Raw genomic sequence first — 13,727 nt, forward strand, 5'->3', positions numbered from 1 at the left:
AATAATAGTTAATGGAAGTTAAAAGAGCCAAAATTACAGCTGTAGGTCACTACCTGCCTGAAGATCGTATGACCAATAGCGATCTCGAAAAGCTGGTAGATACCAACGATGAATGGATCAGAACTAGAACTGGAATTGAAGAACGCCGTATTCTCAAGGACCCTGATAAGGCAACAGCTTTTATGGGTACTGAAGCAGCAAAAGAGGTGCTCGAAAGAAGAGGTATCTCTGCTGAAGAGATCGATCTTATCATTTTGGCTACTGTAACCCCGGATTATTTTTTTCCTGCCACAGCATGCCTGGTGCAAAAGAATATCGGGGCTAAAAATGCATTTGCTTTCGATCTGTCTGCTGCGTGTTCAGGATTTTTGTACGCGTTGAGTACTGGGTCTATGTATATTGAATCTGGCAGGGCAAAAAAGGTGTTGGTTATTGGAACTGACAAAATGAGCTCGATCCTTGATTACAGTGACCGAACAACCTGTATCCTTTTTGGTGATGGAGCTGGTGCTGTTTTACTGGAGGAGTCTGATGACGACACCGGTATCATCGATCAAAAACATTATGTTGAAGGTGATACTGAATGTAGCTTATATCAACCGGCCGGCGGAAGCCGAAATCCGGCATCCGAAGAAACTGTTAAAAACAAGCTGCACTACCTGCAACAAGATGGAAAAGCTGTATTTAAAAAAGCTACTACAGGTATGGCAGATGTTTCGCTAGAGATCATGAAGCGAAATGATCTGGAACCTGAGGATGTAGCATGGTTGGTACCGCATCAAGCTAACCTTCGGATCATAGACGCTACTGCCAGAAGAATGGGACTTTCAACTGAGAAAGTCATGATCAACATCAATAAATATGGAAATACTACTGCAGCAACCATACCATTGTGTTTGTATGATTGGCAGGAAAGATTGAATCATGGTGATAATCTAGTACTTGCAGCCTTTGGTGGAGGATTTACCTGGGGTGCGATCTATTTAAAATGGGGGATTAAGTAATATGAATACTGCCTATTTATTTCCCGGACAGGGATCACAATTTGTTGAAATGGGAAAGGCTATTTACGAGACCAACCCGGAAGCAATGAAATATTTTGATCAGGCTAATGAAATTCTGGGGATCGATCTGAAAAAGATCATGTTTGCAGGACCAGAAGAAAAGTTAAAACAAACCGAATTTACACAGCCTGCCATATTTCTGCATTCGGTCGCCTTATTTAAGACTTTGGGTGTTAAGCCAGACATGGTGGCCGGCCATAGTCTGGGTGAATTCTCTGCTTTGGTTGCATGCGGCACAGTATCATTCAAAGATGCCTTGAAGATCGTACGTAGAAGAGGGCAGTTGATGCAGGAAGCAGGAAATTCCAATCCCGGTACCATGGCTGCTGTGATCGGTATGGATGATGAAGATGTTGAAAGTGTTTGTAAAAGAGCCACTGATGAAACCGGTAAGGAAGTGATCGCGGCTAATTTTAATTCACCCGGTCAGGTTGTTATCTCAGGATATATTGAAGCAGTGGAAAAAGCCATTGAATTAGCCAAAGAAGAAGGTGTCAGACTTGCTAAAACCCTTCCTGTTAGTGGCGCTTTCCATTCTTCACTTATGAAGCCGGCATATGATGGTTTGAAGAAACAGTTAGAAGAGCTGGACATCAAAGAACCAATTTGCCCGATCTACAGTAACTATACAGCTGAAGCAACCACTGATGTTGAAGAGATCAGATCCAATGTTTTGAATCAACTATTGAACCCGGTGAGGTGGACCCAAACTATGATCAATATGAAAAATGATGGTGCTGAATCATTTGTTGAAGTTGGACCTGGTAAAGTATTGCAGGGCTTGGTAAAACGAACATTGAAAGACGTAAAAATTTCAGGATATCAATAAGAAAATCATGAGTCTTACTTTAGAAGGAAAAACCTGTTTGGTAACCGGCGGTAGCCGGGGAATTGGTAAAGCAATAGCTATCAGGCTTGCGGAATTTGGAGCTGATGTAGCTATAACCTATGCACGCTCTGCTGATGCTGCTGAGGAAGTTAAAAAGGAAATTGAAGGTTTTGGCAGAAAATGTAAATCAATTCAAGCCGATGCTGTTGATTTCAGTAGGGCAGAAGAAGTCATAGCTGACATTGTTGATGACTGGGGCAAGATCGATGTGATCGTAAACAATGCCGGTATCACTAAAGATAATCTGATCCTGCGGATGAGTGAAGAACAATGGGATGATGTTATTACTACCAATTTAAAGAGTGTGTTTAATTACTCAAAAGCAGCCGCAAAGCCCATGATGCGAAATCGGGGTGGATCCATTATCAATATTAGTTCCGTTGTTGGTATTTCAGGTAATGCGGGTCAAAGTAATTACTCAGCTTCCAAAGCAGGAATAATCGGTTTTACAAAATCATATGCTAAGGAACTAGCATCCAGAAATATTCGAGCAAATGTGGTAGCTCCGGGATATATTTTGACCGATATGACCGGAGAACTGGATGAAAAAGTATTGCAGGGGATAAAGGATGAGACGCCACTTGGGCGAGCCGGAAACCCTGAAGAAGTAGCCGATGCGGTCACATTCTTGTCATCTGATATGAGTTCATACATTACAGGCGAAGTTATTCGTGTTGATGGTGGAATGGCGATGTAATTGACATATTGCAGATACTATACTGAATCTTTAAGTTGAAAAACTTATTTTATCAAAATTATAACTACTAATTAATCACTGAAAAGGACACAAAATGTCACAAGACGTAGAATCAAAAGTAAAAGCTATCATTGTAGATAAACTAGGCGTTGATGAATCAGAAGTTGTTGCTGAAGCAAACTTCACCAATGATCTTGGAGCTGACTCTTTAGATACAGTTGAACTGATCATGGAATTTGAAAAGGAATTCGATCTTAGCATTCCTGACGAAGACGCTGAAAACATTGCAACTGTTGGAGATGCTGTATCTTACCTGACAGGAAAACTATCGTAAATAACATAATTTAATTCATCACCTATGAGCACTCGTAGAGTTGTAGTAACGGGTATCGGTGCTTTTACCCCGATTGGTAAAAGTGCGCCTGATTTCTGGAACGGTTTAGTTTCCGGTAAAAATGGCGTTCGCAATGTCGAACATTTCGATACTTCCAATTTTGCCACAAAATTTGCTGCTCAGATTGAGGATTACGAACCTACTGATTACTTCGATCGCAAAGAAGCCAGAAGATTAGATAAGGTTGCACAGTATGCCCTTATTGCCTCTGAGGAAGCGATCAAAGATAGTAAGCTTGATCTGGAAAAAATTAATAAAGATGAAGTTGCTGTTTTAGTAGGTACCGGTATTGGTGGGATGGAAACATTCTATGAACAATCGGTATCCTTTCATGAGCATGGCCCAAGAGGTGTATCTCCTTTCTTCATTCCTATGTTGATCCCTGATATTGTTTCAGGTCAGATCTCTATCAGGTATGGATTCAGAGGTCCTAACTTCTGTGCCGTTTCTGCTTGTGCTACTGGCTCGCATAACATTGGTCTGGCATACGATTCAATTCGTTATGGCCAGTCTGACTACGCTGTGGCCGGTGGAACCGAAGCTCCTGTAACCAGGATCGGTATCTCAGGCTTCAATAGCATGAAGGCAATGTCTACCCGTAACGACTCTCCTGAAACAGCCTCAAGGCCATTTGATATTGACCGTGACGGTTTTGTATTGGGTGAGGGTGCCGGAATCTTTATTCTCGAAAGCCTGGATTCAGCTCTTGAAAGAGGCGCTCGAATTTATGGTGAGATAAAAGGATATGGCTTCTCGGCTGATGCCTACCATATTACTGCTCCGGATCCAGACGGGAATGGAGTTACTCTTGCTATGTCAAGGGCTATGGAAGCGGCCGGTATCAAGCCAGAGGATGTGGATCATATCAATATGCATGGAACTTCAACTCCACTTGGTGATGTGGCTGAGACCAATACCATTAAAAAAGTATTTGGTGATCATGCCAGAAATATTAATTTGAACTCTACCAAAAGTATGCACGGACATACTCTTGGGGCTGCGGGTGCCATTGAATCGATAGCTACGCTTTTAGCGATCTACCATGGTACTGTTCCTCCAACCATAAATATTGAGAATCAGGATCCTGAGTGTGATCTAAATTACACTGCAAATGAATCCGTGGTTCGAGATGTAAAATATGCGCTTAACAATGCATTTGGTTTTGGCGGACACAACTCAACCTTAGTGTTCAAGAAATACAAGGACTGATACCGCATGCCTAAATGGTTTAGATCACTTTTTACAAAAAAAGAGTCAGATCTTAGCCCTGAACTTAAAGGTAGATTAGAGAAATTAGAAAGGATCGTTGGTTTTGATATCGACGATCCTTCTCTATTTCTAAAAGCCCTAAGACATCGCTCAACCTTGTCTCAGGAGAAATATGAGACCTATGATTCATACGAACGTCTCGAGTTTTTAGGAGATGCTGTTCTTGACCTTATCGCAGCAGAGATCCTTTTTAATGATTATCCGGAAAAGGATGAGGGATTTCTTACCAAGGTCAGGGCAAAACTAGTCAGAGGAGACACTCTTTCAAATCTATCTGTCAGGCTGGGGTTAGATGAACTTATGGAATTAGGTGAAAGGAATGGTAACAGTGCTATTTCAAAGAGTATTCTGGCAGATGCTTTTGAATCTATAATTGCTGCTATCTATATCACTAAAGGATATCAGAATGCGTATGATTTCGTACATACAGTTATTCGCAATAATTTAGACCTATCCAAGCTTATCAACACGACTGATAACTATAAGAGCGCACTGCTGGAACTTGCCCAATCCCGAAAACAACCGATCCCTTATTACGAGCTTGTAAAAGAAACCGGGCCTGGTCATAATAAAACCTTTGAAGTAAAGGTAATGATAGGGGATAAAGAACTTGGAACTGGTAAAGGCAAAAGCAAGAAAAAGGCTGAACAAAGAGCAGCAAAAGAGGCATTGGATGCGTTTGAATCTTAAATGACTCTCTATAGAATCCTTTAAGAAGGGAGCGATTATATTTATTGATTTAATAATTGCATACATTTGTTTTTTGTTCGATTATCTCCGATTCTTAGCCCATCCCAACAAGGAAATTTCATCCGGACAGAATCATGTTTGTACAGCTAATAAAACCAGAATTTGAGGAGCTTATTGCAGCCAAGGACTGGGTTGCTCTCAAAGAGGTTTTAAATGATGTTCCATCAGCTGATATTGCTGACCTGCTACTGGAACTGCCCGGAGAAATAGCCATTGTTGTCTTCAGGCTTTTAAAAAAGCCCATCGCTGCTGATGTCTTCGCCGAACTGCCTACCACTAAAGGGGTAGAGTTGCTTGAGCTGTTCAATAAACAGCAGCTGAGTGATGTTATGGGTAATCTTGAACCTGATGAGCAGGTTTCTATTCTAGAGGAATTACCCGGTCACCTGACCCAAAGGGTCATGAATTCCATCGATCTGGAAGATCAAAAACAACTTAAAAAGTTACTGGGATATCCTGAAGAAAGTGTAGGTCGTTTGATGACCCCAAGGTATGTGAGGGTCAAATCTGACTGGACCATCCGCCGCAGTATGGAACATATCAGGATGTATGGAAAAACAGCTGAGACCATTAATGTTATTTATGTGGTTGATGATAAAGAACACCTGATCGATGACCTTAGGTTAAATCATTTGATACTTGCAGATCAGGAAGATCTAATCGAAACTTTAATGGATCGTAGTTTTGAAGCTCTTTCTGTTTATGATGATCAGGAAGAAGCAGTTAAAATGCTTGCTAAATATGACCGTGTGGCACTGCCAGTAGTTGATTCTGACGGAGTTTTGGTTGGTATTGTAACGGCCGATGACGTGATCGATGTGGCTGAAGAAGAGACCACAGAGGATATGCAGAAGATGGCGGGTATGGATGCCCTTGATGATTATTATTCTCAGTCATCTATCTTTGATCTGGTTAAGAAACGCCTTTGGTGGCTGATCGTGCTTTTTGTTGGGCAGATCCTGACAGCCATAGCCATGGGAGGTTATGAAGAAATTCTTCAGAAAGTAGTGGCTTTATCATTTTTTGTGCCGTTGATCATATCCAGTGGCGGTAACTCGGGTTCACAGGCTGCAACATTGGTTATACGAGCTTTGGCAACTGATGATATTAAACCGAATGACTGGTTACGGGTATTTAAACGTGAATTCACATCCGGTCTCATGCTGGGTGGACTTATCGGAATGCTTGGATTTGTCACATTAGTTGGTTGGGATTATATGATGGGCTTACCTTTGGTTACCACCACATTTCTAACTGCAGGAGTGGTCGGGTTAAGTTTATTTTCCATCGTATTATTTGGTAATTTTACGGGTGCGATGTTACCATTTATACTATCCAAACTTAATCTGGATCCTGCAGTATCATCAGCACCTTTTGTAGCAACTATTGTAGATGTGAGCGGTATCATCATTTACTTTTCAATTGCTATACTACTATTAAGCGGAACACTCCTTTAAACACATATTATTGATTTATGAAACAGTACCATGATCTTGTGAGAAACGTTTTAGAAAATGGAGTAAGAAAAGAGAACCGAACAGGTACCGATACGATCTCTAATTTTTCGGAGTTCTATAAGGTCGATCTGTCAGAAGGATTTCCATTGCTGACTACCAAAAAGGTATATTTTAAATCAGTTATTATGGAGATGCTGTGGTATTTAAGGGGAGAGGACCATATCCGATGGCTACGAGACGAGAATGATGTGCACATCTGGGATGCCTGGGCTGATGATGATGGTCATGTTGGACCGATTTACCCCGTTTTGTGGAGAAAATTCCCCTATTTTGAAAAAGAGTCAGTCCGGTTCGAGGGAAATGGTTCTGCTATAGATAAAGATTGTTGGGTTCAAAAAGAATTTGATCAGGTTCAACGTGCTATTGATATGCTCAAGGATAATCCAAATAGCCGTCGAATTGTGGTGAGTGCATGGCATCCCGGATTGTTAAGTGAGATGGCACTTCCACCATGTCACATCATGTATATTTTTAATGTCCAGAATGGAAAACTAAATTGCCACTTAACCCAACGTTCCGGGGATATCGCGCTCGGTATTCCTTTTAACATGGCATGCTACTCTGCTTTGACGATGGCGATCGCTCAGGAAGTAGGGCTGGAACCGGGTACTTTCGCACATACCATTGTGGACGCTCACATCTATGTAAATCATATTGATGGACTGAAAGAGCAGCTAAAGCGTGAACCAAAAGAACTTCCTACCTTAAAGATCGCAAATAAACCGGTAGATGAACTGACATACGATGATTTCACGTTAGAAAACTATGATCCAGATCCGGTAATAAAGTTTGAGGTTGCGGTATGATCAAAACGATAGTTGCTGCCCATGATCCAAACCTGGTCATAGGCAAGGAGGGAGGACTGCCCTGGAGATATCCTGAAGATCTGAAACACTTCAAGAAAACTACACTGGGACACACAATCATCATGGGTAGAGGCGTATTTGAAGAACTTAATGAGATTCCTTTACCTGGCCGCACAAATGTTGTCTTAAGTACAACTAGATCCTATGAAAATGTAGCTACATACAATTCATTGAGAGAAGCCCTTGATGCTTGTGATGAAAAAGAAGTATTTATCATTGGGGGAGGCGTGCTTTATCGTGATGCAATGGATATAGCCGATAAAATGATCATAACCGAGATTCACAAAGAATATGAGGGAGATACTTACTTCCCGGAGTATAGGGATGATATTGATACCGTATGGAAGGAAATTGAGAGAGACGATAGTGAAGAGCTATCCTTTATAACCTATCAACGTAAGTAACTGATCATTAGTAAAAGCTAATTAAGAAAGCCTAACCTGCTTGCTAACAATCATTATGATAGTTTTAGCCAACATTATTTGAGTAAATATAAAACTCACTGTTGGCTACATACCTTAACTATTAAATCATCGGTTATTATCCAAATACTCTAATGAAATGAGTATTTATAGGGATTACCCTTATCATTATACAGGTAGGAGTATTTAATTTAAATGAAGAATAACATACAATTATCTGAGATAGTTGATAAACTGTCTCATGAATTGCGAACACCTCTCAATATCATTTTAGGGTATTCTGAACTATTAGGTAAAAGTGATAACCTGACTGAAGTTCAAAAGTCGCATATAAGTAATATTTCAGAAGGGGGACAACAACTCCTGAATTTAATAAATGAAATCATTGAGCAAAATCAGGTTAAAACCGGAAAGGATGGATCTAGCAGCAACAATAGTCTGAAAACTGCAGCTGATCTCAATCAAAAAAAACGGCAGCAAGCCATGAGCCTCATCAAGCATGATGTTGCTATACCGGAAACTGAAAATACTCTAAATCCTCCAAAAGCTCTGATCGTAGATGATCTGGTAATGAACCGGACATTGGCAAGGATCATGTTGGAAACAAGAAATTTTCAAACTATTGAAGCTGAAAATGGAGAGGAAGCTGTTCAACAGTTCATCAAGGCTAAACCGGATGTGATCCTTATGGATATATCAATGCCTGTTATGAATGGAATAGATGCAATGCACCATATACGGAAAAGCAGTGATTCAGAATATTCTTCCATGCCGATCATTGCCATAACTGCAGGGGGGCATGCAGGCAGCCGATCCGAATTAATTGAGAAAGGGTTTTCAGAATACATACAAAAACCTTTTCGGGAAGAAGAGCTGATCAATAAAATATCAATGTTCATGCCTGTTCCAGAGCAGAACCTAAGTGCAGTATCTGAAGCTTAAAACGCGGGGTCAATTTCTTTCAGGTGAACACAATAATGTTTGATAACAGGTTCAGTAAGTGCAATGATGTTTTTGGTTTCTGCTGCTTTTGAGAATTCTATGGCTTTTTCATTTTCAAGGATCCAGATACTTTCATTCTTATATTTGTAAGCTTCCGAATAGCTGTTTTCAAAACCAAGGTAGTACTTAATATTACTTTCTGGGTTTGGGATCTTATTCTTTTTTAGCTGTTTCAGGGTCTTTTCTTTGACCTTACTGATTGAGGATTTGCTGAATTTACGATCTGAAAATGTAGTCCTGAACAATCCTCTGTTCAAAAACCTGAAGCTTAGATCAGAAAGCACTTTATCAGGGTGATTCAGCCATAATTTGATCGAAAGGTAAACATCATGATCATCGAGTTGGGTATAATGATCGATCACCTCAGGTGAGATCATCTTTTTTGCGGATGGTTGTTCTTCCATGAAATATTGAAGAGCAGGAGAAGCAAAATTAAGTTCAGATCCGGAATCGATCAGAAAACGTACCCGTTCAAAGATCTTTTTCAGTAAAAAATCTGCACTTAATACAGTTTTATGCTGATACACCTGCATATACATCAATCGTCGTGCGATTATGTAGTTTTCAATGGCATAGATACCCTTTTTTTCAATAACGATATTGCCTTTAAATACACGCATGGTTTTCAGGATCCGGTTGATGCCTACTGAACCTTCTGATACCCCTGTAAAAAAGCTGTCTCTTCGCAGGTAGTCTAATCTATCCAGGTCCAGTTGTGAAGAGATAAGCTGATGCAAAAACTTCTTTTTATATTGGTTGGTAAAAATTGAAACGGCTGTATCCAGGGCACCATCAAATTCCTGATTCAATTTTTTCATGATCGCCAAACTCATCATCTCATGATTGAAATCTTTAATGAGTGAATGCTCAAGTGTATGAGACAATGGACCGTGGCCAACATCATGAAGCAGAATAGCCATCAAAGTGCCATCGTATTCTGGCTGACTGATCGTAGTATCTTTTTCCTTTAGATTATTTAGTACCCTTTGTCCGAGTTCAAGAGCTCCTAAAGCATGTGAGAAACGTGAATGTTCTGCTGCAGGGAATACAAGGTAACCAAGACCAAGTTGGCGTATCCTGCGAAGTCGTTGGACATATGGATGATCAATAAGTTTTAGGATCGGGCCCTTGGGAACGGTGATAAATCCGTGTATAGGGTCATTGAATATTTTATACCGGGTGCTTTTATCCATTGATCATGATAGAATTAGATTTTGAAGCGCTTGAAGATATTTAAATTTGAACACATAAATGAGATATCTATGTATTATTTGAATGCCCCTTCAACCATCATTTTTTCAATATTATCAATGTCAGGAAGTCGGGTCGGTCTTTGTTTAGTGATATCAAACCAGACACCCTTGGTTTCAGCTACACACAACAGACCTTCAGTATCTTTGTTATAGATAGCCTGAAGTGCTGTAATACTTGAATTTCCGATCTTTCCTACCCCGGTACCTACCAAAACACTCGAGGGATATTTGATCTGATCAAGGTATTCAATAGTCGATTTAACAAGTACAAAGGTTTTTCCATCTGTAAATTCACTTTGCATTTTGCCTACTTCTCCTAAAAAACTGATCCTTGCTTCTTCAAGGTAGGTATTGAATAATGCATTATTTACATGATTTAGAGGGTCAAGGTCTCTGAATCGTACAGGGATCTCTTTCCAATGATAAAATAGGTTCTTATCGTATTTGGGTCTGAACATGTATAATATTCTGTTTTGAGTAAAGCTTCAGATTTAAATGAATGATACAATTGTCGTAATCTGCCTTACATAATTGTTATATTTGTAAGAATGAAATTTAACCAAATAAAGAAGTAGATGAGTAACAAAAAAGAGCGAGAATTTTTAGAGGAATTACTGATCACACCAAGTCCTACTGGATATGAGAAAGAAGGGGTTCGGATTTGGAAAGATTATGTATCTGTATTTGCTGACGAAGTGGTGACAGATGCATATGGATCCTGTGCGGCTAAGATCAACATGAGTGGAGATGTAGCCACCGTAATGCTGGAAGCACACTGTGACGAGATAGGTATGGTGGTTCAGCACATAAATGAACAGGGGTTCGTCTATATCAATAAACTTGGTGGCAGTGACTCCACTATTGCGCGCGCCAAGAAAGTTTACATTCACAACAAAAGGGGACGTGTAGTTGGTATTACAGGTAACACAGCAATACATCTTCAGGATAACAAGAACGGTGGTGGGAAGCAGCCATCCTGGAAAGATATTTATGTTGATATCGGGGTATCCTCAAAAGAAGAAGCGCTTGAATTGGTACAGGTTGGAGATCCCATAACCTATGCTACCGATACAGAGTTTTTAAATGATGACCTACTTTCTGCTCGGGCCATTGATAATCGAATTGGTGGATATGTGATCGCTGAAGCATTGAAGAAGATCAGTGCAAGAAAAAAGGATCTTAAAGTAAATGTGATTGCCCTGAATTCAGTTCAGGAAGAAGTTGGTGGTTTTGGTGCACGTATGATGAGTTATAGGTTCATGCCGGATGTAGCTTTGGTAACAGACGTTACACATGCGACCGATACCCCAGGAATTGATCAGAAAGAACATGGAACGGTTGAATTGGGTAAAGGCCCGACTGTTCAGCATGGTGGAGCTAATCACCCAAAAGTGGTTGAGTTTATCGAAGAAGTTTGTGCCAAACATAAGATCGAAGTTCAGCACGAGGCTACCAGTGTGAGAACCGGAACAGACACTGATAGTATTTTCTATCAACAGACAGGTATTCCTAGTGCTTTGCTTTCCACGCCACTTAGATACATGCACTCACCGGTTGAGATGGTTTCGATGAATGATGTTGAGCAACTGATTGACATTATGGTTGAGACTGTGTTGGCGATGAGTCCCGATCAGACATTTTCTGTGTTTGGAGATGAGAAATAATTCAAACTATACATAGCTTTCAATAGAAAAAGCCTGCTCGATATGAGCAGGCTTTCTTTTTGGATCAAATTTGACTTTAGAAACTAAAGTCGCAGATAAGATCTTAGTTTGCAGTATAACTTGGTGGTAACAACACACCATCAATGATGTGAATAACACCATTTGTTCCTTGTAGGTCAACAGTGGTTACACTTACACTGCCATTCAGAGTTACGTTGCCTTCAGCATCAACAGCTACAGTTATATCTTCTCCCTGAGCAGTTGTGACTGTTGTTGAGTTACCGGGAGCAGGTAGATCTCCTGAAAGTATTTCCTGACCCACTGCATGGTACAGTAGTACTTCCTCAACCTGTGCTTCGGAAAGTGTTCCGAGAGTTTCACTTACAGCATCAAATGCAGCGTTGGTTGGTGCAAATACTGTGAAAGTACTATTTTCATCAGAAAGAGTACCAGCTAGTCCGGCATCAGATACCAGTGTCACCAGAGTACTTAAGTCGTAATTCTTAGATGCGATCTGAACGATATTCAGAAACTCATTTGGAAGGATCACTTCGTCGATGGCATGGATGGTACCATTGTTGGTAGCAATATCAGCTTCTATAACACTGGCAGAACCATTGACTGTAACATTTCCATCAGCAGCTGTTACATAAACAGCTTCATCAGTTAATGACGCAGGTGCTTGCTCTGCTGCGAGATCGCCGGAAGCTACTTCAACAGGTAGTACATGGTAGCTAAGAATAGTTGCCAACTGTTGAGTAGTAAGACTACCTAACAAACCTTGTGGAAGAGCTGCAAAAGCATCATCAGTTGGTGCAAATACGGTATAATTGGCATCAGTATCACTTAATGCACCGGCTAAACCGGCATCAACTACAGCACTTACCAAAGTTTCGAAGTTATAGCGCTTGGAAGCAGCATCAACAACCGTTCCATATGCATCTGGTAGAATTACCTGATCAATGGCATGGATCACACCATTTGATACGTCCACATCAGCTGCAACTACTGAAGCTGAACCGTTTACAGTAACATTACCGTTACCATCTTTGGTTACAAATACTTCTCCGCCTTCCAGTGAAGCAGGGGCTTGCTCAGCGTTTAACTGGTCAGCAAATACCTCACCTGAAAGAACATGATAAGTTAGGATCTCAGTAAGTTGAGCATCGCTAAGGCTTCCCAATAATCCCTGTGGAAGAGCAGCGAATGCATCATCGGTCGGAGCAAATACAGTAAAGTCGCCTTTATATTTCAATGTAGAAGTCAATCCAACTTGCTCAATTGCTGAAGCTAGAGTTGTAAAGTTACCAAGTTCAACAGCCTGGTCAATTACATTAGCGTCTCTGTAACCTTCCGGTAAAAGTACAGCATCTACAGCATGAATTATACCATTAGAAGCTTCTACGTCTGCTGTAACTACATTAGAGTATCCGTTAACAAGTACGCCACCGTTAGCTTCTACAAGAATTTCTTCTCCAAGAAGTGTTTCTACATCCTGAGTTGCTGCAAGATCCCCTGATTCAATTTCACCATTTACCACGTGAAATTGTAGGATCTCAGCTAATTGCTCTGGAGTTAAACTTTCGAGCGTTCCTTCCGGAAGGGCTTCAAACGCCTCATCAGTTGGGGCAAATACTGTGAAAATTGGTCCTTCTTGCTGAAGGGTTTCTGCCAGTCCGGCATCTTGAATAGCTTGTACCAATATATCAAAGTTGCCATTTTCAGCAGCTACTTCAACAATGTTTGCTTCAGGTGCAGGACCTAAGCCTCCGCCGTCTTTATCATTACCACATGCCATAAAGGTCATGGACAACACAAATAAAGAAGCAACGAATAATGTAAATCTCGATGAATAGTAATGTGATTTCATTTTTTTCGATGTTTTTATAGTTAGGGTTCAACATATATACACATCGGAATTGGAGTATGACTATTCAATC

The 13,727-nt window shown here is 40.5% G+C and carries 14 protein-coding genes; 11 read left to right on the forward strand and 3 right to left on the reverse strand.

Annotated elements, in window-relative coordinates:
- Positions 1–11 precede the first annotated feature (11 nt).
- From AC13FX_RS12675 to AC13FX_RS12720, 10 genes are all read left to right on the forward strand, one after another.
- Positions 12–1,004 (forward strand): beta-ketoacyl-ACP synthase III, encoded by a 993-nt coding sequence (locus AC13FX_RS12675; protein ID WP_482881114.1) that lies wholly within the window; start codon positions 12–14, stop codon positions 1,002–1,004.
- Between the two features lies 1 nt (position 1,005).
- Positions 1,006–1,893 (forward strand): ACP S-malonyltransferase, encoded by an 888-nt coding sequence (gene fabD / locus AC13FX_RS12680; protein ID WP_482881115.1) that lies wholly within the window; start codon positions 1,006–1,008, stop codon positions 1,891–1,893.
- A gap of 7 nt (positions 1,894–1,900) precedes the next feature.
- Positions 1,901–2,650: a 3-oxoacyl-[acyl-carrier-protein] reductase gene (gene fabG / locus AC13FX_RS12685; protein WP_482881117.1), complete on the forward strand. Its 750-nt coding sequence runs from the start codon at positions 1,901–1,903 to the stop codon at positions 2,648–2,650.
- 94 nt (positions 2,651–2,744) lie between these two features.
- A complete protein-coding gene (locus tag AC13FX_RS12690; protein ID WP_482881118.1) occupies positions 2,745–2,984 on the forward strand; it encodes an acyl carrier protein in 240 nt (79 codons plus the stop codon).
- Between the two features lie 24 nt (positions 2,985–3,008).
- On the forward strand, positions 3,009–4,253 hold the full coding sequence (fabF, locus tag AC13FX_RS12695) for a beta-ketoacyl-ACP synthase II (protein WP_482881119.1): 1,245 nt from the start codon (positions 3,009–3,011) through the stop codon (positions 4,251–4,253).
- Positions 4,254–4,259: 6 nt separating this feature from the next.
- Positions 4,260–5,003 (forward strand): ribonuclease III, encoded by a 744-nt coding sequence (rnc, locus tag AC13FX_RS12700; protein ID WP_482881121.1) that lies wholly within the window; start codon positions 4,260–4,262, stop codon positions 5,001–5,003.
- A gap of 134 nt (positions 5,004–5,137) precedes the next feature.
- Positions 5,138–6,520, forward strand: a complete 1,383-nt coding sequence (mgtE, locus tag AC13FX_RS12705; RefSeq protein WP_482881122.1) for a magnesium transporter — start codon at positions 5,138–5,140, stop codon at positions 6,518–6,520.
- A gap of 17 nt (positions 6,521–6,537) precedes the next feature.
- Positions 6,538–7,386: a thymidylate synthase gene (locus AC13FX_RS12710; RefSeq protein ID WP_482881123.1), complete on the forward strand. Its 849-nt coding sequence runs from the start codon at positions 6,538–6,540 to the stop codon at positions 7,384–7,386.
- On the forward strand, positions 7,383–7,850 hold the full coding sequence (locus AC13FX_RS12715) for a dihydrofolate reductase (RefSeq protein WP_482881125.1): 468 nt from the start codon (positions 7,383–7,385) through the stop codon (positions 7,848–7,850). The genes AC13FX_RS12710 and AC13FX_RS12715 overlap by 4 nt, the downstream gene beginning before the upstream one ends.
- 213 nt (positions 7,851–8,063) lie before the next feature.
- A complete protein-coding gene (locus AC13FX_RS12720; protein WP_482881126.1) occupies positions 8,064–8,810 on the forward strand; it encodes a response regulator in 747 nt (248 codons plus the stop codon).
- Here AC13FX_RS12720 and AC13FX_RS12725 read toward each other — a convergent pair.
- Positions 8,807–10,063 carry an HD domain-containing protein gene (locus AC13FX_RS12725; protein WP_482881128.1) on the reverse strand — a complete coding sequence of 419 codons (1,257 nt, stop codon included), beginning with the start codon at positions 10,061–10,063 and terminating at the stop codon, positions 8,807–8,809. The genes AC13FX_RS12720 and AC13FX_RS12725 overlap by 4 nt on opposite strands.
- 74 nt (positions 10,064–10,137) lie before the next feature.
- Positions 10,138–10,581: an acyl-CoA thioesterase gene (locus AC13FX_RS12730; protein WP_482881129.1), complete on the reverse strand. Its 444-nt coding sequence runs from the start codon at positions 10,579–10,581 to the stop codon at positions 10,138–10,140.
- Between the two features lie 117 nt (positions 10,582–10,698).
- Between AC13FX_RS12730 and AC13FX_RS12735 the strand changes: the two genes are divergently transcribed.
- Entirely contained in the window at positions 10,699–11,787 is a 1,089-nt protein-coding gene (locus AC13FX_RS12735) for a M42 family metallopeptidase (protein WP_482881130.1), read from the forward strand.
- A 103-nt stretch (positions 11,788–11,890) separates the two neighbouring features.
- On the opposite strand, the gene AC13FX_RS12740 is transcribed toward AC13FX_RS12735, so the two are convergent.
- Entirely contained in the window at positions 11,891–13,657 is a 1,767-nt protein-coding gene (locus AC13FX_RS12740; RefSeq protein ID WP_482881131.1) for a fasciclin domain-containing protein, read from the reverse strand.
- Positions 13,658–13,727 lie beyond the last annotated feature (70 nt).

It is taken from the genome of Gracilimonas sp. B-17, from assembly GCF_056857935.1.